General features: G+C 67.1%; 21 protein-coding genes, 3 tRNA genes and 1 riboswitch. Of the genes, 15 read left to right on the top strand and 9 right to left on the bottom strand.

The window, feature by feature from the left end:
* The first annotated feature begins 101 nt into the window (after positions 1-101).
* From ABLE88_RS02915 to ABLE88_RS02855, 13 genes are all read left to right on the top strand, one after another.
* Positions 102-1,295: a tyrosine-type recombinase/integrase gene (locus tag ABLE88_RS02915; RefSeq protein WP_348829929.1), complete on the top strand. Its 1,194-nt coding sequence runs from the start codon at positions 102-104 to the stop codon at positions 1,293-1,295.
* Complete coding sequence (locus ABLE88_RS02910) at positions 1,288-1,740, top strand: hypothetical protein (RefSeq protein ID WP_348829928.1); 453 nt, start codon at positions 1,288-1,290, stop codon at positions 1,738-1,740. The genes ABLE88_RS02915 and ABLE88_RS02910 overlap by 8 nt, the downstream gene beginning before the upstream one ends.
* 94 nt (positions 1,741-1,834) lie before the next feature.
* The gene (locus ABLE88_RS02905; protein ID WP_348829927.1) at positions 1,835-2,074 is read left to right on the top strand and encodes a helix-turn-helix transcriptional regulator; all 240 of its coding nucleotides are present in this window, start codon (positions 1,835-1,837) and stop codon (positions 2,072-2,074) included.
* 1 nt (position 2,075) lies between these two features.
* A complete protein-coding gene (locus ABLE88_RS02900) occupies positions 2,076-2,732 on the top strand; it encodes a hypothetical protein (protein WP_348829926.1) in 657 nt (218 codons plus the stop codon).
* Positions 2,729-3,790 carry an AAA family ATPase gene (locus tag ABLE88_RS02895; RefSeq protein WP_348829925.1) on the top strand — a complete coding sequence of 354 codons (1,062 nt, stop codon included), beginning with the start codon at positions 2,729-2,731 and terminating at the stop codon, positions 3,788-3,790. The genes ABLE88_RS02900 and ABLE88_RS02895 overlap by 4 nt, the downstream gene beginning before the upstream one ends.
* A gap of 156 nt (positions 3,791-3,946) precedes the next feature.
* Positions 3,947-4,339 carry a hypothetical protein gene (locus ABLE88_RS02890; protein ID WP_348829924.1) on the top strand — a complete coding sequence of 131 codons (393 nt, stop codon included), beginning with the start codon at positions 3,947-3,949 and terminating at the stop codon, positions 4,337-4,339.
* Positions 4,340-4,400: 61 nt separating this feature from the next.
* Positions 4,401-5,486: a phage major capsid protein gene (locus tag ABLE88_RS02885; RefSeq protein WP_348829923.1), complete on the top strand. Its 1,086-nt coding sequence runs from the start codon at positions 4,401-4,403 to the stop codon at positions 5,484-5,486.
* A gap of 7 nt (positions 5,487-5,493) precedes the next feature.
* The gene (locus ABLE88_RS02880; RefSeq protein WP_348829922.1) at positions 5,494-5,859 is read left to right on the top strand and encodes a hypothetical protein; all 366 of its coding nucleotides are present in this window, start codon (positions 5,494-5,496) and stop codon (positions 5,857-5,859) included.
* The gene (locus ABLE88_RS02875; RefSeq protein ID WP_348829921.1) at positions 5,856-5,999 is read left to right on the top strand and encodes a hypothetical protein; all 144 of its coding nucleotides are present in this window, start codon (positions 5,856-5,858) and stop codon (positions 5,997-5,999) included. Before ABLE88_RS02880 ends, ABLE88_RS02875 begins: the two co-directional genes overlap by 4 nt.
* Positions 6,000-6,009: 10 nt before the next feature.
* Positions 6,010-8,124: a tape measure protein gene (locus tag ABLE88_RS02870; protein ID WP_348829920.1), complete on the top strand. Its 2,115-nt coding sequence runs from the start codon at positions 6,010-6,012 to the stop codon at positions 8,122-8,124.
* Positions 8,121-8,405, top strand: coding sequence for a hypothetical protein (locus ABLE88_RS02865; RefSeq protein WP_348829919.1), 285 nt, complete (start codon positions 8,121-8,123; stop codon positions 8,403-8,405). The genes ABLE88_RS02870 and ABLE88_RS02865 overlap by 4 nt, the downstream gene beginning before the upstream one ends.
* Positions 8,406-9,477: 1,072 nt before the next feature.
* Positions 9,478-9,708: a hypothetical protein gene (locus tag ABLE88_RS02860; RefSeq protein ID WP_348829918.1), complete on the top strand. Its 231-nt coding sequence runs from the start codon at positions 9,478-9,480 to the stop codon at positions 9,706-9,708.
* The gene (locus ABLE88_RS02855) at positions 9,705-10,067 is read left to right on the top strand and encodes a hypothetical protein (RefSeq protein WP_348829917.1); all 363 of its coding nucleotides are present in this window, start codon (positions 9,705-9,707) and stop codon (positions 10,065-10,067) included. Before ABLE88_RS02860 ends, ABLE88_RS02855 begins: the two co-directional genes overlap by 4 nt.
* 187 nt (positions 10,068-10,254) lie before the next feature.
* Here the strand turns inward: ABLE88_RS02855 and ABLE88_RS02850 are convergent.
* From ABLE88_RS02850 to ABLE88_RS02825, 6 genes are all read right to left on the bottom strand, one after another.
* Positions 10,255-10,330 (bottom strand) — tRNA-Asn (locus ABLE88_RS02850).
* A 220-nt stretch (positions 10,331-10,550) separates the two neighbouring features.
* Positions 10,551-12,392, bottom strand: a complete 1,842-nt coding sequence (locus ABLE88_RS02845) for an ABC transporter ATP-binding protein (RefSeq protein WP_348829916.1) — start codon at positions 12,390-12,392, stop codon at positions 10,551-10,553.
* Positions 12,393-12,623: 231 nt separating this feature from the next.
* Positions 12,624-12,697, bottom strand: a tRNA-Cys gene (locus tag ABLE88_RS02840).
* Between the two features lie 129 nt (positions 12,698-12,826).
* Entirely contained in the window at positions 12,827-13,735 is a 909-nt protein-coding gene (msrQ, locus tag ABLE88_RS02835; protein WP_348829915.1) for a protein-methionine-sulfoxide reductase heme-binding subunit MsrQ, read from the bottom strand.
* A 79-nt stretch (positions 13,736-13,814) separates the two neighbouring features.
* Positions 13,815-14,870, bottom strand: coding sequence for a tellurite resistance TerB family protein (locus tag ABLE88_RS02830; RefSeq protein WP_348829914.1), 1,056 nt, complete (start codon positions 14,868-14,870; stop codon positions 13,815-13,817).
* 142 nt (positions 14,871-15,012) lie between these two features.
* A complete protein-coding gene (locus tag ABLE88_RS02825; RefSeq protein ID WP_348829913.1) occupies positions 15,013-15,807 on the bottom strand; it encodes a thymidylate synthase in 795 nt (264 codons plus the stop codon).
* A 179-nt stretch (positions 15,808-15,986) separates the two neighbouring features.
* Positions 15,987-16,121: riboswitch (TPP riboswitch) on the top strand.
* Between the two features lie 83 nt (positions 16,122-16,204).
* On the opposite strand from ABLE88_RS02825, the gene thiC reads away from it, so the two are divergent.
* Complete coding sequence (gene thiC / locus ABLE88_RS02820) at positions 16,205-18,073, top strand: phosphomethylpyrimidine synthase ThiC (protein WP_348829912.1); 1,869 nt, start codon at positions 16,205-16,207, stop codon at positions 18,071-18,073.
* Between the two features lie 72 nt (positions 18,074-18,145).
* Here the strand turns inward: thiC and ABLE88_RS02815 are convergent, their stop codons facing one another.
* Positions 18,146-18,631: a cupin domain-containing protein gene (locus ABLE88_RS02815; protein ID WP_348829911.1), complete on the bottom strand. Its 486-nt coding sequence runs from the start codon at positions 18,629-18,631 to the stop codon at positions 18,146-18,148.
* Between the two features lie 159 nt (positions 18,632-18,790).
* On the opposite strand from ABLE88_RS02815, the gene ABLE88_RS02810 reads away from it, so the two are divergent.
* Positions 18,791-18,867, top strand: a tRNA-His gene (locus ABLE88_RS02810).
* An 83-nt stretch (positions 18,868-18,950) separates the two neighbouring features.
* On the opposite strand, the gene ABLE88_RS02805 is transcribed toward ABLE88_RS02810, so the two are convergent.
* Both ABLE88_RS02805 and ABLE88_RS02800 read right to left on the bottom strand, forming a co-directional pair.
* Positions 18,951-21,482, bottom strand: a complete 2,532-nt coding sequence (locus tag ABLE88_RS02805; RefSeq protein ID WP_348829910.1) for an HWE histidine kinase domain-containing protein — start codon at positions 21,480-21,482, stop codon at positions 18,951-18,953.
* Positions 21,483-21,484: 2 nt separating this feature from the next.
* Positions 21,485-22,093 (bottom strand): biliverdin-producing heme oxygenase, encoded by a 609-nt coding sequence (locus ABLE88_RS02800; RefSeq protein ID WP_348829909.1) that lies wholly within the window; start codon positions 22,091-22,093, stop codon positions 21,485-21,487.
* Between the last annotated feature and the right edge of the window lie 144 nt (positions 22,094-22,237).

Here is a 22,237-nt window from a genome sequence, read left to right as displayed (position 1 = left end):
CTTTATTGTCTCGCGGGCGTTGATTTTCATAACACGGGAGCCACTATGGCCAGTAGGGTTATCCCGACTGGCAACACGGCCGGTTATGAAAGGCGTTATGAATGGCGCGCCATAAGCTGGTTGATGCGAAGATCAGGAGCCTAACCCAAGCCGGCATCTACGGCGACGGGGACGGCCTCTATCTGCGGGTGCAACCGTCCGGCTCCCGGTCATGGGTGTTCATCTGGCGCCGCTTCGGCGTGCGGCGGGAAATGGGCCTGGGGGCCTACGGATCGGGCGCGGGGCACGTCTCACTTGCCTTGGCCCGCACGAAGGCGGAAGAGGCCCGGCAGATAGTCGGCGCCGGTGGCGATCCCAAGGCGGACATGGCAGAGCGACGGGCGGCGGTGCGCGTCGTCACCTTCGGGCAGATCGCAGACGAGTACATCGAAACCATGCGCCCGAAGTGGCGCGGTGCGAAAACCGCCGTCGCATGGGAAAGATTCGCCAACGCCTACGTCAAGGGGCTGCGCTCTTTTCCCGTCGACGCAATATCGACCGACGACGTGGTCCGCACCCTTCGGCCCCTGTGGCACGCCAAGCCCGAAACCGCCAGCAAGGTACGGGAGCGGATCAAGCTTGTCCTAGACCACGCCAAGGCGCGGGGCCTGCGCACCGGCGACAACCCGGCGACGTGGAAAGGCCATCTCGATCAGATCTTGCCGACGCAATCGGCCCTTACTCGCGGCCATCATGCGGCGGTGCCGTACAAGGATGTTCCCGCCCTTCTGGCGAAGGTTCGATCTGCCAGCGGCGCGGGCGCGCGGGCGCTAGAGTTCTGCATCTTGACCGCAGTCCGATCCGGCGAGGCACGCGGCGCGGCGTGGACCGAGATCGACTTGGCGTCGCAGGTGTGGACCATCCCGCCATCGCGGATGAAGGAGGGCAAGGCGCACCGCGTCCCACTTCCAAGCCGGGCCGTCGAAATCCTGCGGGAAATGCAGAAGGTCGCCATCAACGAGCTTGTGTTTCCTGGGCAGAAGGGCGGAAAGCCCCTCTCTGACATGACGCTCGCAAAGGCCCTCAAGACGGCCGGCGGCGCCGGCTTCACGGTGCACGGCTTCCGTTCGTCGTTCCGCGATTGGGCAGGCGAGGAGACGACCTATCCGCGCGAGGTGGCCGAGGCGGCGCTATCCCATGCCGTGGGCGACGCGGTGGAGCGCGCCTATCGGCGAGGTGACGCGCTGGAGAAGCGACGGGCGCTCATGGCGGCATGGGCTGACTTTTGCGCGTCGGGGAGGGTATCCGATGGCTAGCGATGATTGGTTTTTTGCGGCCGAGATCGAACGGGCGGAAAAAAGCTGGAGAGAGTGCGAAGATTTAAGAGCCGTATTTAGCTGTATTGTTTTGTGTATCAATAATGGGCGGCCAGTTCCCACATGGGTTTTGCCGATCATTGGCGATGCTTTTGATCTGTTATTTATTAAGGCTTCTCCCCGATCAAATGGGAAACGTCAGCAAGGGCGCGGCGGTTCACCAGCCGAAAAGGAGGCTCAAAGGGATAAAGACATGCGAAGGTACAACATAGTTCAATGGGTTTTACTTCGTAGCAGGATCGACCGCCAAAGTCTGACACTTGAAGCCGCATATGAGCTTGCGGCCGATGAGCTTGAGAAGGAGGGCAAACGCGTATCTGCGCGCGCCATCATGGCCAGCTATCGGCGCGTCAAGAAGTCGAAGACAGCCAAAACCGATTTTTAACTGTCGAGACGTGCGGGCGCTTCGTGGTCCATATGGATAGCCGTTCTGGTTGGAGCGGCTCCGGTTGGCCGCTCCCTCAATGGAAGGAGCGGCTATGTCCGACCTACAGGCCCCGGCTCTGATTTCCCTGAATGAGGTGTGCCGCCTCACGAGTCTTTCCCGGACGGGCGTGAACCGCCTTCGCGCGGCGGGCCGGTTCCCGGTGGCGGTTCCCCTCGGCAGCAAGCGTGTTGCCTTCATCCGCGATGAGGTTCAGTCGTGGGTGTTCGCCCGCATCGCGGAGCGCGCAGTCTCACAGCATTCGCGGCATTCCGACGAGACGGCGGCGGCCTAAGGTGGCGGCCGACGAAAAGCCCGTGGACGCGGAGGCGTCGCACGGGCTTCGGAAACAGTCCTTTGGCGGGGACAAGTCCGAAGATACCAACATTCCCTCCGAAATCCAAGCAGCACCTCCCGGCTGGCTTGAATGCGAGCTTCTGGCCCGCTCCGACTTCCCGTCGCGGGAGGGGCTTGCGGCCCTTCGCGCCGCTGGCGTGGCCGATGCACTGATCATCGAAGTTCGGGAGACTGACGCCCGCTTTTTCCCGCTCCGGAGGTGGGACTTCGGCGAGGGTGGTCTAGCGTCGCTGGTGTTCCCGATGCGCGATGCTTTCGGCGAGATCATCGACGCGCTCGCGTGGCCCGTCACCAGGCCGGACAAGTGGGCACGGCTCACCGGCCGGGCCATCCTCCTGGGGGAGGAATCGCTTGGCCTCGCACGCCTGGGGGAGCCGGTGCCGTGCTGGCGAACGCCGCTGCGATGGCTTGCGGCGGCCGGGGACGGACTTGTCATCCTCGACACGGTGTCGGCATGGCGGCGGCTCCGGCCCGGCCCTGCGCTCGCCGCTGAAGATCACGAGCACGCCCGCGAAGTCCGTGCGGCCCTCGCACCTCCCGGCCCGCCTTCCGTGGCGGTGCGCAAGGCCGCGTACATGAGGAGGGCGGCAGCTTGAACACGCGCCCTTCACTGACGCTCACACGTTTTGCGGACTTCCCGCGCGCGCCGCGAAAGGACTGGCTCGTGCATGGGCTCCTGGGCACGGGCGAGCTGAGTTGCTTCTTCGGCCCGCCCGGTTCCGGAAAGTCTGCTCTTGTGGGCGACCTCGCCGCGCATGTTGCCGGTGGCCTGCCGTGGTTTGGCCGGCGAGTGATGGCCGGGCCGGTGCTCTATGTGGCGGCGGAACGCGCGGCGTTGGTGCAGCGGCGCCTTTCCGCCTTTGGCCTGTATCACGGTCTTGACGATATGCCGCTCGGCATCGTGTCCGGCGCCGTGGATCTTCGAGGCTCCCACCATCAAGCGCAGGAGATCGTCGGGCATGCGATGGTGCTGCGCGAGGAAGCGGGCGACGTTCGGCTTATCGTCGTCGACACGGTGTCGCGCGCCCTCGCCGGTGGCGATGAGAACAGCCCTAAGGACATGGGCGCCTTGATCGCCAATATTGGGCTCATTCAAGAGGCGACCGGTTCTCACGTTCTTCTCGTGCACCACGTCCCGGCCGATGGCTCACAGCGGATGCGTGGACACGGCGCCCTCCTAGGTGCCGTTGACTGCACCATCGGCATTGAGAAGACCGAAGGCGCGCGCGTCGCCAATCTCGACAAGGCGAACGACGTGGGCGAGGACGTGCGGCTTGCCTTCAATCTGGAAAGCGTGACGCTCTACACAGACCCCGACACCGGCGAGGAAACGACGGCCCCTGTTGTTGTCTCGTGCGATGTTGTGCCCTCGGCGCCCAAGGCATCCGATCGCCTTTCCGCCTCGGCCAAGATCGCATTGCGCGCGCTTCAAGAGGCGATCGGAGAGAAGGGCGAGAAGCCCCCATCCGATCCGCACATTCCGCCCTCGGCTCTTGTCACGACGGAAAGCGAATGGCGTTCCTACGCCTACGCTCGCGGCATCACCAATTCGCCGGAACCCCGCGCTCGGCAATTGGCATTCAAGCGTGCCGCAGAGGCTCTCTTGCTCTCCTCCCGTGTTGCCCAATGGGAGCGCCACGTATGGCTAACCTGACGGCAGCGAACAGGGGGGCGAACAAAGCGAACACCCCTAAAGGGGTGTGTTCGCTTTGTTCGCCCGAACACTGCGAACATTTGTTCGCTCTGTTCGCTTTGTTCGCCCTATCCGAAAACCTCCATAAGCGGACGGACGATCTGCCCGGTGGGGGGGGTGAAACAAGACGCGATGCGCCAGGACAGTACACCGGCGGGTGTCGAAATTTCGCACAAAGCCAGATTGATGTTCTCGCGCCCTATTCTGGCGATGGGGGGTGAAACAGGAGCGATGAGCGACAATCCCTGCACCGGCAGCCAAAACTCACGCGCTAAAACCCATAGAGAAAAGGTTCGGTCATCACGAAAAACGTCGGCGGATCGGCAGCGCAGATACCGCGCCCGGCGCAATGCTGGAGTCGAAGTGGTCGCGGTCCAGGTGGACGGAGTGGCATTGACCGAACGTCTGATCGAGGCGGGGTTATTGGCCGAACAGGACGCGGAAGACCGGGGGAAGATATCCGCTGCATTGTCAGGCGTGGTGCGGTTTTGGCTTGGAAGTGACGCGTAACGTCACGGCGCGGCGCGGTTTGCTATGAAAAAGGTGGGATTTCTTTTTGTGTGAGGTGGAAATGTTCGATTCGACTGCAAAGGCCAAGCGGCACGGCGAGGCGCGGGATTTCGTCCGGCTGATGATCGCGAAGGCAGCCGGCGGCGGCGCCGCGACGGAATATTTCAAGCAGCGATGGCCGGAGAGCCGGAATATCGACGTGATCCAGCGGGCGGCGGTGGAGCCCGGCAAGATCAACGGCGAGTCTTGGGGCGATGAGCTTTCGCCCGAGCGCTATCTGGCGTCCGCTTTCGTCGAGATCACGATCGCCAAAAGCGTGTTCGGCCGGATCACCGGCATGCGCAATGTCCCCTTCAACATCCGCTTCCCTGTGCAGACCGGCGCCGCGTCCTTCGGGTGGGTGCCCTCCGGCGGGATCGTCCCGTGTTCGTCTATGTCCTTCACCACGGCGAGCTTCAAGCCGCTGAAGGTGGGCGGCATCGTCGTGACCACGCAGGAACTCGCCAAGCTGGCAGCGCCGGACGCGGAAACCATCATCTCGGCCGATCTGGCGGCCGGCATCGGCAGCTTTCTGGATGAAGCGTTCCTCGATCCCAACAATGCGGGCGTCGTGGGGGAGAGCCCGGCAAGCATCACCTATGGCGCCCCCCATGTGGACGCCAGCGGCGTCACTGCCGTTGCCGCTAAGGACGATCTGCGGCGCATGCTCGGCAGCATCACCACGGATATGGTCGCGCCCTACATCGTCATGCGCCGGACGACGGCGCTGCACCTTGCGGCGGCGGACGGGGGCTTGGACGCGGACAATGGCGCCTTCCGGTTCCTCGGCCCGAACGGCGGCACCATTTGGGGTGTCCCTGTGCTCACGACCGCGTCGGTTCCGCAGGGGGCCGAGAGCCCGCCGCACAATCGCATCATTGCCTTTGACGCGGCGGAACTCCTGGTGGGCGACGTGGGCCTTGAAGTGGACATCACCGAGCAGGCCGACTTGCTGATGGACAGCGAGCCCGACAGCCCGCCGACCGGCTCCTCTGTCCTGGTGAACCTCTGGCAACACAACCTGACGGCCTTTAAGGCAACCCGGTTCGTGAACTGGCAGTGGCGCAAGTCCGGCGCCGTTTCCTATATCGACAAGGTTGAGTATTGAGGGCGGCATGAGCACGGAACCCAAGTCCGATCGGGAAATGCTGGAGCGCATTGACCGGTTTAAGCGGCAAGTCCCTGAGCTTGCCAAGCACAACGTGCCATGGCCGCACTTCGCGGCGGCCATGGAGCTTGTGACCGAAAGCAACAAGCGGCTTGCGGATCGCATCGCCGCGCTGGAGCGCGCCGGAAATTCAGAGAGCGTCAAGTATTCGGGCGTGTGGCAGCGCAAAGACGCCTACGCCCGCGGCGCATTCGTGACGCACCGCGGGGGCCTCTGGCACGCGAACACCGACACGGCGGGCGTTGAGCCTGGGAAGACGCGGGATTGGACCTTGGCAGTCAAGGCCGGCAAGAACGGGAAGGACGCCCGATGAGCCCGTGCTTCGCCGCGATCTTCGGCCGCTGCTACCACAAGGCGGCGGCCTTCCTGGGCCGGCCCCTGAATCCCGATGAGGTGGCGAGCATCGCCCGCGCCGTCACCGACTGGCTCGCAACCCACAAGACGACGCACTGAGGTGTAGTAGATGGCGACTGATCTTGAGCGGCTGACAGTCCAGGTTGACGCCTCAATCACCAAGTTCGAGCGGGCACTTTCCAAGATGGAGGGGCGCACCGCATCGTCTGCCCGGCGCGTCGAAAGCACCTATGCCAAGATGCAGACCCGGATAGATGCGACGTTCTCCCGGATCGGCTCCACCTTCAAAGGCTCGCTTGCCGGGGGCCTCGCCGGCATCACGGCGGCGCTCGGCGTGCGCGAGCTGGCGCAATATGCGGACACATGGACACGGGCCAATAACGTCCTTCGCGTCGCGGGCCTCTCCGGCTCCGAGCTGGCCGGCGTCATGGATGAGCTATTCGCGGCGGCACAACGCCAGGGCGTGCCCATCGAGGCACTGGCGCAACTCTATGGCAGAGCGGCGCGGGCATCGAAGGAATTGGGCGCGACGAAAGACGACCTTGTCGCCTTTTCGGAGGACGTGGCGCGCGCCCTCAAGGTGGCCGGCACCTCTCCGGAGGCGGCAAGCGGCGCCCTGCTTCAGCTTGGCCAGTTGCTCGGCTCCTCGCGCGTTTCGGCCGAGGAGTTTAATTCAGTGATGGAGGGCGCGGCCCCCATCCTTCAAACGGTTGCGAACGGGATCGAGGAAGCCGGCGGCAGCGTCAACCGGCTGAAGCAGTTGGTTAACGACGGGCAGCTTTCCAACGTTGCGTTTTTCAAGGGTTTCCAGGCTGGCGCGGCGGGCCTTCGCGAGCAAGCCGCGCAGGCCGAGGACACCATTGCGCAGGGTATGACGCGCATCGGCAACGCAATTACTAAGGCCGTGGGCGAGATCGACAAGACGAGCGGCGCCAGCAAGAACGCAACTGAGAACCTCGGCTATGTGGCCAAGGCGATCGAGGCGATTCCCAGCTATGTTGACGCCACAACCGGGAAACTCGCCGAACTTCAGAAATGGCTAGCCAGCGTTGGGAATTCGCCCTTCTGGCGCCAGATTGCGGAATTCCTCGGCACCGACTTTTCCGGCTCCGGACTCCTGCGCGCGGGCGTCGGAACGCCAGGCTCTCAATCCGAGTTGAACAAATTCTATGACGCCTTGGGCGTCAATGGTTCCGGCGGCATCGATCCCGGCCCCGGTGGGCAGACCGTCCGCGCGGCGGACTATCCCGTGCAATCCGGCCCGGCGACGGGCAAGAGCGCAAGGCAGGAGATCGACGAATACGCGCAGCTAACGGCCGCATCGCGCCAGCGCATTGCAGATCTTCAGATCGAGCAGCAGACCTTGGGCATGACGGCGCAGCAGGCGGCGGCCTATCGGTTCGAGCAAGAGGCGCTGCTTCAGGCGCAGCGCCAGGGGATCGAACTTTCGCCGCAGCAGCGGGCCGAGCTTCAGGCGCTCGCGACCGAATACGGGAAGATCACGGGCGAAATTGAGAAGACAAAGAACGCTCAAGAGAGTTTGGCGGAAAGTCATAGGAAGACGCAGCAGCAGCTAAACGAGATCGGCCAGATCGCGACAGGCTTCTACAGCGATTTCGCGAACGGCATGAGGCAAGGGGAGACAGCCGCCAAGTCTTTTGGCGATGCGGTCCAGAACCTGCTTAATCGCATCATCGACATGATGGCCGAAAAAGCGATCATGGACTTTATCAAAATGCTGGGCTCATCCGCCGTTGGCGGCGGGACGGGTGTCTCGCTCTTCTCGACCGGCGGCACAGTCCAGGCCGCGACGGGCGGCTCGATCCGAGGCCCCGGCTCCGGCACGTCGGATAGCATCCCGGCGATGCTGTCGAATGGGGAGTACGTCGTCAACGCGGCGATGGCGAAGAAATACGGCCCGCTCCTTCAGGCGATCAACTCCGGCAATTTCCGCCTGCCGGCTTTCGCCACGGGCGGCCCGGTGGGTAGGCCCTCCTATGGAGGCAGCGGCGGCGGCGTGAGCGTGCAGATCGTGAACCAGACAAGCGCGCCGGCTACGGCCGAAGCGCAGATGCAGCCCGGCATTGACGGGCGGCAAATTCTTCAGATCGTGCTGAAAGAAGTTCGCAAAGACATGGTTTCCGACATGGAGCGCATGGGGCCGGTTGCGAAGGCGGTCAAAGGGCGCTTCGGACTCAACGATAGAAGGGGGATGTTTGGATGACTGAAACCCTTCGCCAGAAGATCGAGGACAGCCGCAAGGCCGCGCTAGAGGCAGCAATCGGCACTTTCGCCGGCAATGCCATCAAAGCCGGTTTCGAGGCCGAGACAGTCGCAACGCACCTCATGGTGACGGCAACACTCTTGGTCGCCGAGACGCGCGGTGCTGACGGCGCGCGGGAATGGCTGGAAACGATCCTTGCAGGCTATTCCGGCTTTGAGGAGGGGGAGACGAGCGCCGATCCCGAGGAAGGCCCTGGGCGGCCTCCGGAGTGGCTCCAATAAGCCGCCTATCAGACGGCGCGGCGGAAGGAGATTTACGAGACGCTGCACCCCGAGGCTCGGCCTGGATCCATCCGAGCGCGGGCAGCTAATGCGGCCATGGGGAGAGACGTTGCGGACAAATTGTCCGCAACGTTCACCACAGATGCCGCAGCCAAAACTGGCAGAGACGAGCGCACCATTCGGCGCGACGTCGCCCGTGGTGAGGCCCTCGGCGAAGACCGCAAGAGCGATCAGGTGGCCAATTTGTCCACTCGAAGGGGGTGAGCGCAAATTTTGCGTTCACCACACACACGGCGGAGCCCTCGGCGAGAACCTCTTCGCCTGCGCTGGCGATTTCCATGTCGCGACGGAGGCGCATGCGCTTCGCCTCCTCCGTGCCGCCAGGGACCGGCAACTCGCGAGCGGCGAGACGAATGCCGCCCTCATTGCCTCGCCCCTCAGATCTGCCTCGCTTCGAAACTGGGTCAAGTTGACCCAGTTTTTCTTCTTCATCTTCCCGCAGCTTAATCCACTCCGCCTCATGCAAGGCGCGCTGGGCGCGGTCCAGATCATTGCGATGCATTTCGCCGAGCTGAGACGCATTTTCCCGAAATGGCGAATTAATGTCCGGTGCGCGCCCGCGCGCGCGGGGAGCGCCACGGGGGTTTCCTCAGTTTTGAGGACACCTACCGGAAAGTTTCCGCACCTGCACGCGCGCGGGGAGCGCCCTGCAAGTGACAATTTGTCATTTGCAGAAGATGCTCGCGCCCGCGCGCGCAGGGGAGCGCCTATGGCGCCTTTAGCCGCACGCCCGGCCCGCCACCGTTCTCCGGAATGAACTGCACGCCAGCGGCCTCTAGAGCCGATTGGATAGCGGCCACGGCCTGCGGGGACACACTAACCCGCTCCGCCCGATCAATCGTGGGGCGCGACAGGCTGGCAGCATCCGCGAGGGCGGACTGGGACCAGTTGAGAAGTCCACGGGCTGCGCGAATCTGAGCCGCTGAGATCGTCATGATTTCTCGGTTGATGCAAATTGCGTCTGATGCAATGATGCAAACTGTATCACAACCCCGCAGCAAGGGTAAATCCTATGAAACCCTATATTGTCCCGAAGATTGTCGAGCTTTCCATTCCGGGAAGCGCGCCGCTGGCTAATCCCCTGGATGAGACGCAAGCGCGCCTTGAGGCGTGCGCCCTTATCGGCGCATTGCCGATCCATCCCGAAACCCGGCTCCGCACGCTCTTCCTTCTGCGGCAGTTCCATGAAGACATCATGGGCGAACTTTCGGGCCTCCGCGAAGACGGGGAGGTGATGCAATGAGCCGCGCAGTCACTGTCATGGACACAGCGAAATCAACGCCCGCCGTACCTCACCATGCCGATATTCTTTCGTTTGTGAAAAGGCGAAAGCCCCGAGGCGGTGGCATCGACCATTGGGTGGTATCGCCTACCGGCGACTATGACGAGGATTGCAAGGCTGGGCGGCGCCTAGCCGCCGAGTTCCTCACATACATCGGCAACTATCCGACCTATGGATCAGCGACGCTCCTCAACCTGATCGTCCACGACATGATCGAGTGCGCGAAGGCTGGGAAGGAATGGGGCGGCGTCCATGTCGGCTTCCTGCAGGAGGTTAGCGGATTCGCCATGTCCACAGCGAAAAGGTACGTGCAGAGGTAGCCCATCCGCGCCGCTCAAGGCATTGATTTCAATCGGTCGAAAATTCGACCGGCGGAATTTGTCGGTGCAGTTGAACCCGCCGCCCACCAGCGGCGGGTTTTTCGTTCTTGCTAGTTATGAACGGATTTATGTTTGGGCGCCTATTCGCTCAAAATACCTAGCGAAATCAAGGCGCTATGCGAAAAGGTGGCTCCCTGAGCAGGACTCGAACCTGCGACCATTCGATTAACAGTCGAACGCTCTACCAACTGAGCTATCAGGGATCAGACCGTAGCGGCCGAGGGGGGCCATATAGCAACGGGCCGCCGCCTTGTGAAGCGAAATGACGATCTTTTCCCGCCCCGCGACGGCAGGTCGCCTGGGCACCGCGCCGCGCCGTCCGCGCCAGCGGACCTTGTGCGCGGTGCGCGAGGCCTTGCGCCCCAACGCTCCGCGCCGTGGGCGCGCGCCGGCACGGAAGACCTCAGGCGCTGGCGCGGGACCTCAGGCGCTGGCGCGGGCCTGGACGACCAGCGGGTCGGCCGCCCCGTCGGCATCGGCGGCGCGCTCGTGGGCGAACTGGGCGTAATAGAGCCCGTAATAGCGCCCGCGCTTGGCCAGCAGTTCCTCGTGGCGGCCGCTCTCCACCACGCGCCCCGCTTCCACCACGCAGATCCGGTCCGCCTTGACGACCGTCTGGAGCCGGTGGGCGATGACGATGGTGGTGCGCTCGTGCTGGAGCTCCTGCAACGCCTTCTGCACTTCCGCCTCCGATTCGCTGTCGAGCGCCGCGGTCGCCTCGTCCAGCAGCAGAATGGGGGCGTTCTTCAGGAAGGCGCGGGCGATGGCGACTCGCTGGCGCTGGCCGCCCGAGAGCTGGGCGCCGTGCTCGCCCACCGGCGTGTCGTAGCCGTGCTCGAACGACATGATGAAATTGTGCGCGTGCGCGGCCTTGGCCGCGGCGATGATCTCGTCCTCGCTCGCGCCCGGCCGGCCGAAGCCGATATTCTCGCGGATGGTGCCGGAGAACAGGTAGACGTCCTGGCTCACCAGCGCGCTGGCGGCGCGCACGGAGGTGCGCGTCACCGAGCGCAGGTCGATGCCGTCGAGCAGGATGATGCCGTCCTGCGGGTCGTAGAAGCGCTCGATGAGATTGATGATGGTGCTCTTGCCGCCGCCCGACTGGCCGACCAGGGCCGTGGTCTGGCCCGGCTCGGCGACCAGGGACAGGCTGCGCAGCACCGGCTCGTCCTTGCGGTAGCAAAAGACCACGTCCTTGAATTCCACGCGGCCGCGCGGGCGCGGCAGGGCCGGCGTGCCGGGCGCGTCGCGGTCGGGGGCAGGGGTGTCGAGCAGCTGGAACAGCATGCGCGCGCCCATGATGTGGGGGACGATGTCCACATGCAGCCGGGCGAGGCGCTTGGCGGGCTCGTAGGCGAGCAGCAAGGCGGTCAGCACCGAGAAGAACTGCCCCGGCGAGCGGCCCGCCGAGATCACGTTGTAGCCCGCATAGAGGATCACGCCGCCGATCGCGAGGCCGCCGAGCGTCTCCATGAGCGGGCTCGACTTCGCCTGGGTGCGCACGAGGCGATTGCTGGCATGCTCCACCTGGTCGATGAAGGCATGGGTGCGCTCGCGCATCTGGTCTTCGAGCGTGTAGGCCTTCACCGTGCGGATGCCCTGGAACACCTCGAGGGCGATGGAGGACAGCTTCACGCCCGAGGTGAAGCCGGTGGTGAAGATGTGCTTCGACTTGCGGATCAGCACCCGGGTGCCGAGCACCGCGGCCGGCATCACCACGAGCGCGATCACGGCGAGGAACGGATCCTGGAAGATCGCCACCGCCGCCAGCATCACGAGCGAGAGCAGGTCCCGGCCCATGGAGGAGATCACCATCTCCAGGCTGCCGCGCGCGCCATTGGCGCCGGCGTTGAAGCGCATGCTGGTCTCGGCGGTGTGGCGCTGGGCGTAATAGGAGACGTCCTGGTGCAGGAGCTGCTCGAACGCGCGCTTCTGGTTGTCGGCGACGATTCGGTTGCCGACCCGCGCCATGGTGATGGACTGGCCGTAGGCGGAGGCCCCCTTGACGATGGAGAGCGCCATGACGGCGAGCGCCACGCCCCACACCGCCTCGGCGGTCGGGGTGACGAAGATGGCGTTCACGGCATCGTTCATGAGATAGGCGAGCGTGGCGGTGCAGGCGCCCATCGCGCCCATCATCACGAACGCCAGGGCATAGCCCTTCCAATGGCGGCGGCCGTCCTGACCGAGCAGGCGGCGCAGCACCGCGACGGTCTCGTCGCGGTCGAGCTGGGGCTTGGGCCCAGCGGGCTGTTTCGGGTTCATTCCCATCTCCGGCGGCGCGTGCACGCGGGCCGCTTCGTGGTCGTTGAAGACCCCCGGCGGCGCCAAGTCAATGTCGCCCGCCGCCGCCGCGCTGGGTCACGACCCGCCCGATTTGAAAAAATACAGGAATATAAACGGGTTGGTTCGGATGCGCGCGGGTGCGGTGCAGCAAGGGCGCGGGGCGCCAGGGCGCGCGGCCGTCGGGCGGCGGTGCGTCGCTCCGGGAGAAGCTGGAGGCCACGCCCGGAATCGAACCGGGGTGCACGGATTTGCAGTCCGCTGCGTAACCACTCCGCCACGTGGCCTCACGGAGAGGCGTTCTTAAGGGGTTCGCCAGGGCGGCGCAAGCGCCGGCTCCACCTTGTCCCCGGCGGCGGTCCGGCGCGGGACGCTGAGGCTCTGCGGGCACCGGGGCCGGGCTGCGAGCGAAAGGCTCAGGCGGCGTCCGACCGCGGGTCCCGGGCCGCAGAACGAGTCCGCCGTCCGATGGCCTGCGGGCGCCGGCGCGCCTCCACCGCGGCGAGCGCCGCGACGAGCAGGCCGCCCGCCAGGATCCACCACATGGGGCGCGGGCCGAGGTCCAAGGAGAGATTGGCCTCCAGCACCAGCTGCGGATCGACGCGGGTCGCAAGCGCGTACCATGCGGCCTCGATGCCGGCGGTGGCGAGGGCGGCCGCCCCGGCGAGCGCGACCAGCCCGGCGGTCGTCGCCCCGCCGCGCCCCATGAGCAGAACGCGGTATCCCAGGAGGTAGACGAGAATTCCGGCCATGACGGTCGGCTCGGTCACGTCGAGCTTGGACTGGAAGAAGAAATGGAGCGTGCCCAGCGCCGCCGCCAGATAAGCGAGCCGGTGCAGGCGCGACCAGTTCTGCGCCCCCATGCGGCGGATCGCGGCGTTGGTCGAGGTCAGGCCGAGGGCCAGAAGCATGAGCAGCGCCGCCGCGCCGATGACGAGGTAGACCCGCAGCACGATCTCCTGCGCCGCGCGCGCCGCCCCCTGGTCGACGAAGAACAGGCCGATATGCAGGAGGCCGTAGCCCAGGGCCGCGAGGCCGATGGTGCGGCGGGCGAGGATCAGCTTGTTCCAGGCGAAGGTGCGGCGCAGCGGCGTCACCGCGAGGCTCGCGATGAGGAAGCGCAGGGTCCACAGGCCGGTGAAGTGGATCGCCGCCGACACCGGCCGCGCGCCGAGGCCGTCCGACGCGGCGATAAAGCCCAGATAGAGCAGGGGAGCGAAGGCGAGCGCCAGCGCGAGCGACTTCTCGGCGCTCACGACGCCGGAGCGTTCGAGAACCAGCGGGCGCAGCGGGCGCGGGAGCGGGGAGAGGGGTGCGGCAGGCATCGCGCCTTCTACGTCGCGCGCCGGGGCAGGGTTACGGCGCGCTTACGCACGATGGCGTGAGCGCGCCGCAAGGTGCGGGTCAGACCGTCAAGTCGCGGTCCATCTGGGCCTTGAGCGCGGGGTCGATGGCGAGCGCCTCGGCGAGGTTCGCCAGATAACGCTGCTCGGCGGCGCTGTCGGGCCGGATCGCCATCACGGAGGCGGCATAGATCTGCATCGCCGCCTCGGGGGAGGAGGCGGCATTGACGAGATCCTGGGGATTGACGGGCGTCGAGAGGATCTCCACCAGCACCGCCTTGTCCGGCGCCTGGCCGCCCATGCGGGTGACGCCCTGCGCGATGCGGTTGAGTTCGTCCGGGTCCAGCGAACCGTCCGCCTGGGCGGCGGCGGCCATGGCGGCCACCAGCACCTGGGAGAACGCCTCCGGCCCGCCGGGCGCCTGCGCCGGGCTGAAGCCCTGGGCGTCGTCGGCCATCAGCCGCGCGCCGCCGGCGGACTGCGCCTGCCATTTGCGGAAGGCGTTGAAGGCCAGCATGCCGATGACGGCGAGGCCGCCATACTTTACGAGGTCGGCGCCGCCGCTCGCCTGGGTGCCGCCGGCGGACGGCGCGCCGGTGGGCGCAGGCGCAGGCGTCGGCACCTGCATCGGCGCGGGCGCCGGAGAGGTGGACGGGCCGCCGAGGGCGTCCTGCGCGAGGTCGCCCAGGCTGCCGCCGGCACGGCCGGTCGCGCCGCCCGCGGCTGCGCCGCCGAGCATCTGGCCGAGAATGTCGTTGAGGCTGCCGGCGCCGCCCTTGGCGCCGCCGGCACCGCCCTGGGCGCCACCGCCGAGCACCTGGCCGAGGATGTCGCCGAGCCCGCCGGGCAGGCCGCCGGCCTGTCCGGCCCGGCCCTGGCCACCGGCCGCGCCGCCGAGCACCTGGCCGAGAATGTCGCCGAGCCCGCCCGGCAGGCCGCCGGCCCCGCCGGCTTGCCCGCCTTGCTGGCCCCCGCCGGCGAGCACGCTCTGGAGGATCTGTTCAAGCGGGCTGCCGCCCGCGCCGGCCGCCGGACCCGCCCCCGCCCCGCGCACGCTGCCGCCGCCGAGCGCGGCGCCCAAGAGCTGCCCCAACAGGCTTCCCGCATCCGTTGCCATGCCACCCTCCCTTGATATGTCCAGCGAAAACCCTCGCAAGCTTGCACGGCGCGATGACAGCCATGCGGCGGCACCCGGGCGGCAAGTCCCGGCTCACATAGCACGTTCCGCGCGTGCGCCGAATGTCCACCGCCCCGCGGCGCTACACCGCCACCGCGGCCTTGATGTGGGGATGGGGGTCGTAGCCTTCGAACGCGATGTCGGCGAAGCGGAAGGCGAAGATGTCGTTCACCTGCGGGTTCAGCTGCAGCCGGGGCAGCGCGCGCGGCGCCCGCGCGAGCTGCTCGCGCGCCTGGTCGAGATGGTTGAGGTAGAGGTGCGCGTCGCCCAGCGTGTGGATGAAGTCGCCCGGCTTCAGCCCGGTGACCTGCGCCACCATGTGGGTCAGCAGCGCATAGGAGGCGATGTTGAACGGCACCCCCAGGAACACGTCCGCCGAGCGCTGGTAGAGCTGGCACGAGAGCTTGCCGTCCAGGACCGCGAATTGGAACAGGCAGTGGCAGGGCGGCAGCGCCATTTTCGGCACGTCCGCCGGGTTCCAGGCGGTGACCACCAGGCGGCGGGAATCGGGGTTGCGGCGGATGTCGGCGACCACCTGCGCGATCTGGTCGATCACCCCGCCGGCGCCGTCCGGCCAGGAGCGCCATTGGTGCCCGTAGACCGGACCGAGCGCGCCGGACGCGTCCGCCCACTCGTCCCAGATGGAGACGCCGTTCTCCTTCAGGTAGCGGACATTGGTGTCGCCGGCGAGGAACCACAGCAGTTCGTGGACGATGGATTTCAGGTGCAGCTTCTTGGTGGTCACGAGGGGGAAGCCCTCGGACAGGTCGAAGCGCGACTGGTGGCCGAACACCGAGAGCGTGCCGGTTCCGGTGCGGTCGTCCTTGCGCACGCCCTCATCGAGGATGTGCCGGAGAAGCTGATGGTATTGGCGCACGCGTCTGGCCCGGGAATCGCTGTCGGGGAGATAAGTCTAGGCGCCGGCGGCGCAAGGGGCCATCCGTGCCGGCTCGCCGGCGCGCGATATTCCCGCGATTTCATCCGGCGCTCCCCGAGCCGTGAGCCGGCTTTGTGCGCCGCAGCGTTGACATTGGCCTTTGGTATACCTCACACTCGATCCGTTCCAAGGGGGGCCCCGGAAGGGGCTGAGATTTCGCAACGTCCGACGGCCGTCATGGCCGGGGGACACCGCGCTGACCCTTCGAACCTGATCCGGGTCATACCGGCGAAGGGATCGGAACCCCGTGGCTGCGGACGTCTCGTTCCGCCGCGCGCCGTCTCCTGAAGCTCGAATCCCGGATCTCGCTGGAAGCGCAAGCTTGAAGGAGATCCGCATGCTCGACGAAAGCTCGACCTCGTCCCTGAAGGTCACCACCGGCCCGCTCGCGGCCTCCCGCAAGGTCTTCGTCGGCGCGGCCCGCCCGGACGTGCGGGTGGCGATGCGCGAGATCGCGCTCTCGGACCCGAGCGAGAGGCCGCTGAAGGTCTACGACACCTCCGGCCCCTATACCGACCCCAGTGCGGTGATCGACCTTACCCGCGGCCTGCCCCAATTGCGCGCGGCCTGGATCCGCGAGCGCGGCGACGTGGAAGAGGTGGCCGGCCGGCAGGTGAAGCCCGAGGACAATGGCCTCAAGGACGGCCAGTCCTCGTCCCTGCCGCAGTTCGACCTCACCGGCCGCAGGCCCTTGCGCGCCAAGCCGGGCAAGCGCCCCACCCAGATGGCCTATGCGCGCGCCGGCATCATCACCGCCGAGATGGAATATGTGGCGGCGCGCGAGAACCTCGCCCGCGCCAATGGCGGCGCCCATCCCAACCACCGGGCCATGGGCCTCGGGGCGGCGATCCCCGAGGACATCACCCCCGAATTCGTGCGCCAGGAAGTGGCGCGGGGGCGGGCCATCATCCCCGCCAACATCAACCATCCCGAGACCGAGCCGATGGCGATCGGCCGGAACTTCCTGGTCAAGATCAACGCCAATATCGGCAATTCCGCAGTCACGTCCGGCGTCGCCGAAGAAGTGGACAAGCTGGTCTGGGCGATCCGCTGGGGCGCCGACACGGTGATGGACCTCTCCACCGGCAAGAACATCCACACCATCCGCGAATGGATCATGCGCAATTCGCCCGTCCCCATCGGCACGGTGCCGATCTACCAGGCGCTGGAGAAGGTGGGCGGCGTCGCCGAGGAACTCACCTGGGAGATCTTCCGCGACACCGTGATCGAGCAGTGCGAGCAGGGCGTGGACTATGTGACGGTCCATGCCGGCGTGCGGCTGCCTTATGTTCCCCTCACCGCGAACCGGGTGACGGGCATCGTCTCGCGCGGCGGGTCGATCATGGCCAAATGGTGCCTCGCGCACCACAAGGAGAGCTTCCTCTACGAGAATTTCGAGGAGCTTTGCGCCATTCTCGCCCAGTATGACGTCTCCTTCTCGCTCGGCGACGGTCTTCGTCCCGGCTCCATCGCGGACGCCAACGACGCCGCCCAGTTCGCCGAGCTGGAGACTTTGGGCGAGCTCACCGAGATCGCCTGGAAGCATGATTGCCAGGTGATGATCGAGGGCCCCGGCCACGTGCCGCTGCACCTCATCCGCGAGAACGTGGAAAAGCAGCTCAAGGTCTGCCACGAGGCGCCGTTCTACACCCTCGGCCCGCTGGTGACCGACATCTCCCCCGGCTACGACCACATCTCCTCGGCCATCGGCGCGGCGATGATCGGCTGGTTCGGCACGGCGATGCTCTGCTACGTGACGCCGAAGGAGCATCTCGGCCTGCCGGACCGGGACGACGTGAAGACCGGCGTGATCTCCTACAAGATCGCCGCCCACGCCGCCGACCTCGCCAAGGGCCACCCGGCGGCGCGCATCCGCGACGATGCGCTCTCGCGGGCGCGCTTCTCGTTCCGCTGGCGCGACCAGTTCGCGCTCTCGCTGGACCCGGAGACGGCCGAGCGGTTCCACGACGAGACCCTGCCGGCCGAAGGCGCGAAGGTGGCGCACTTCTGCTCCATGTGCGGGCCGAAATTCTGCTCCATGAAGATCTCGCAGGAGCTGAAGGTGGAAGCCGGCGACATCGCCCGCGCCGAGGCCGACAACCTCGCCGCCTCCGGCATGGCGCAGATGGCGCAGAAGTTCCGCGACGGCGGCGGGAAGATCTATGCCCCCGCGCCGGAGGTCGCCCCGCCGCCCGCGGCGGAATGAGCGCGAAGCCCCGAGCACGGGCCGCGCGCCCGTGCCCGGGGCCGCCCCTGGGCACGCTTTGCGGCCCGTGCCCTAATAGGGGCGGCCATCCTTGTGGGTGAACATCCATTTGCCGTCGGGGCCGAGCACCGCCTTGATATCGTCGACGGGATATTCGCCTTCATCGCCCGCAGTGCGGTCGCCGATCTCCAGATAGACCACAGCCTTGTCCGTGCGGTTCACCAGCTGATGCGCCGTCCCCCGCGCGGGGAAGCCGGCGCACATGCCGGCAGAGAGCACCATCTCCCCATCATCGGTCACCAGCGTCGGCTCCCCCTCGAGGATATAGACGAACTCGTCCTGCCGGGAATGGCGATGGAGCAGCGCCGATTCGCCGCCCGGGGCGAGGGTGGTGAGATTCACCCCGAAATTGCTCAAGCCGAAGAGGTCGCCCAGCGGGCGCTTCTCCCGCTTGGTCATGCGCGAGAAGAAGGGCTCGGGATAGCTGGACGATTTGGCCCTCGCCGGCGCCGACTTGGCGGCGATGGCCCGCACTGGCGCCCGCTCCGTATCGCTCATGTGGCCCGCCCTTTCCCTGTCCCGGCCGCCGCGGTGCCGGATCGGGGCTGCAAGCTAGGGCGAAATTCCCCGGGCGCAAGCGCCGAAAAATCCTTGAAATGGGTCCTTGCCCCGCGTAGGTTCCGCGCTCGCTTTGCCGCCCCCGCAGTGGCGAGCTTTGCAGGTGTAGCTCAGTTGGTTAGAGCGCCGGTCTGTGGAACCGGAGGTCGGTGGTTCGAGCCCACCCACCTGTACCACGCCAAGCCATTATAAAATAACGCATGAAGAGGGTTCGCCCGGGCCTCCCGGGCCTCCCTCTGATCGGCCTGCGGGCCGGCGATCACTTGCCGCCGGCCTGCAGCGCGCCCCGGACCAGATCGTCGGCGGTGTAGGGCTTCACCACCACCGGCGCGCTGCGCTGGTCCTGCGGCAGGTCCAGGGACGCGCCGTAGCCCGAGGTGAAGATGACGGGCACGGCGCGCGCCTTCAGCTCGCGCGCCAGGGGCAGGCTGGTCTCGCGGCCGAGATTGAAGTCCAGCAGCGCGAGGTCCACCCGGTGCCCGGCGATGTGGGCCCGCGCGTCGGCGACCGAGCTGACCAGCAGCACCTCTTTGGCGCCGAGCTCGCGCAACGTCGCCTCGCAGCCGAGCGCGATGATCAGGTTGTCCTCCACGACCAGCACGGTCCGGTCCTTGAACGGGCTCTCCTGGCGCGCCGGCGCGCGGGGCGTGGCCGCCGCGAGGTGCACCTCCGCCTCCGAGACGTAGGTCGCCGGCACCAGAAGATCCACCTCGAGGCCCGAGACGCGGTAGCGTACCTCGGCGGTCCCACCGAGCTCGTGGGGAATGGATCTCTCGATGATCGTCGAGCCGAAGCCGCGCCGCTTCGGCGCCGCCACCGGCGGCCCGCCGGTCTCCCGCCATTTTAGGCGCAGGCTGCCGTCCCCCTCCACGCGCCAGCGCACCGAAACGGCGCCGCCCGACGACAGCGCGCCGTATTTGGCGGCGTTCGTGACGAGCTCGTGCACCACCAGGGCGACGACGGTGAAGGCGTCGGGCGCGAGCCGGACGTCGGGGCCCTCCAGCCGCACGCGGTCCTGCGCCGCGCCGAGGAAGGCACCGGCCTCGGTCGCGACGAGGTTCGACAGTCTCGCCGTGGCGAGTGGATCGGCGGTGATCTGGTCGTGCGCGCGCGCCAGCGCCTGGACCCTCAAATCGAGCGTCTCCATCATGTCCACCGGATCGGGCGTGTTCTGGCGCGTCTGCACCACGAGGCCGCGAATGAGTGCGAGGATGTTGCGGACCCGGTGGTTCAGCTCCGCGATCAGCAGGGTCTGGCGCTCGCGCGCCTTGCGCTGCTCCTCCGCCGTCGCGTCGGAGAGCCGCAGCACCACCTCGAGCAGCGCGACGCGCAAGGACTGCGCGATGCGCGTTTCGGCGGCGGTGAAAGGCAGCGCCGCACCCTTCACCAGCTGCGACCATTCCGCAAAGCTCCGGCGCGGCGTCAGCCGCTCGCCGTTCGGCCCGAGCTCCACCGGCTTTTCCGGATTGCCGGCCCAGCGCACCGCGCGCAACCGCTCGGTGCGGAAGAGCACGAGATAATCCTGCGGCGCCCGGGAGATGGGAATGGCGAGCATGCCCGCCGCCTTCGCGGCATAGGCGGTCGCTTCCGGAAGGTGGGCGGCGATGCGGTCGGTGGTGAAGATCTGGCGCGCGGCCGAACGGCGCAGGAACGCGACGATGCCGCGGAACTGCCCCTCATCCGGCGTCAGCCCCGACAAGGTGATCCGGCCGTCCGCCGCGATGGCGACCCCCTCGCTGGGAATGGCCTCGGCCACGATGCTGCCGAACCGCGCGGCGTCAGCCATGGTGCCCGGGTCACGCGCGATGGCGGAGACCAGCCGCTCGGCGATGCCGCGGGCCCTCGCCTCGTAATTCGCCTCTTCGGCCCGCAGCCGGCTCTCGAGCATCAGCGAGAACATGGAGCCGAACAGCTCGGCGGCGGTGCGCTCCGTCGCCGTCGGGCGGCGCGGCGTGTAGTGGTGGCACGCGAACAGCCCCCAGAGCCGCCCCTCCACCAGGATCGAGATGGAGAGCGACGCCGCCACCCCCATGTTCCGCAGATACTCGATGTGGATGGGGGACACCGCGCGCAGGAAGGAGAGCGACAGGTCGAGGGGACGTCCGCCGGGGTCAAACCGCGGCAGGATCAGCGCCGGCGTCTCGCCGACGTCCGCGATCACCCGGAAGGTGTTGCGCAAGTAGAGCGCGCGCGCCTGGGCGGGGATATCGGAGGCGGGATAATTGAGGCCGAGGAAGCTGTCGACGCCGCCGCGCCGCGCCTCGGCCACCACCTCGCCGGCGCCGTCCGCATCGAAGCGGTAGGCCATCACGCGGTCGAAGCCGGTGAGCCCCCGCACCTGGCGAGTCGCCTCGTCGAGAAACCCCGCGAGCGAGGGCGTCGCCCGCACCCGCGAGACCATGGCGCGCACCACCGAGGTCGGGTCGCCGCGCCCGCCGGGCGCGGGTTCGCCCTCGATGACGAACAGCCCGTCGGAGACATGCACGGCGACGTTCATCGCGCCGCCGGACGGCGTCAGCCGGTCGAGACGCCCGCGCTCCACCGCGTCCGGGCCGAACAGCATCGCCGCCATGTTGCGCAGTGTGTGGATTGCGCCGTGGTCGAAGATGTCCTCCGCCGCGGTTCCGAGCAGGTCGGCCGCGGGCCGCCCGAGATGTTCCGCCACGTTTTCCGAGGCGTGCGCCACAACCCAGTCGGGGTCGAGCGCCACCAGGAAGCCGAACCGCTGCACCGCGCCGAGGATATGGATCGGCTCGCGGTCGCAATTGGAGAGGTTGACGTGCTCCGCCACGGTCAATCGCTTCGTCCGGCGGCAAGCGCCCTGTCGTAGACCGAGAAGGCCGCGAGCGCGGCCTCGATGCAGCGGGCCTCGTCGCGGGGGGTGAAGGGGGCCGCGGCGAGCGCCTCGAGGAAGGCCGGCCAGAGCCGGGCCGCCGCCGCCTGGCGCGCCAGATGGCGCGCGCCGAAATCGGCCGAGACCCCGAGCGGCGCGGCGTGCCGCATCAGATGCGCCGCGCCGAGGCAGGAGCCGGCCAGCACATAGCCGATGCCCCACAGGGCCGCATGGTCCGTCGGCTCCAGCGCCTCGGCTGGGGCGAGCGCCCGGGGCGCCGCGCCCGATGCCGCCGCGCATGCCGCGAGGTCCGCCACCAGATCCTGGCGCACGGCGGCCAGAAAGCGGGCCACGGGCGAGCCCGCAGCGAAAGCGGGTGCCTCGAGGCGCTGACGGGCGGCGAGGGACGCGGCGAGATAGTCGGCATAACCGGCGCGCCCGCGCCCGACCAGCGAAAGGATGGTGCGGTCGACCTGAGCGTGGGCCGACCGCGTCGCCGCGCGAAGACGCGAGCGCCGCCTCTCGCCGTCGGTCGGAACTGGTGGAAACGTATGGAGTTGTACGGACATATGTGTTCGAGTAACACACGCGCCCCTCGGGCGTCTGTGCACTAGAGCACGCGGGGATCGGCCCGCATTCCGAGCTGATCGGATAACGTGTTTTCTTTCCTGAGGTTGGAGGGCAATTTACGCAGCAAATTGTTTCGACCTGCT

The organism is Xanthobacter luteus (assembly GCF_040049235.1).
Classification (GTDB): domain Bacteria; phylum Pseudomonadota; class Alphaproteobacteria; order Rhizobiales; family Xanthobacteraceae; genus Xanthobacter.
This window is presented reverse-complemented; position numbering and strand designations above follow the sequence as displayed.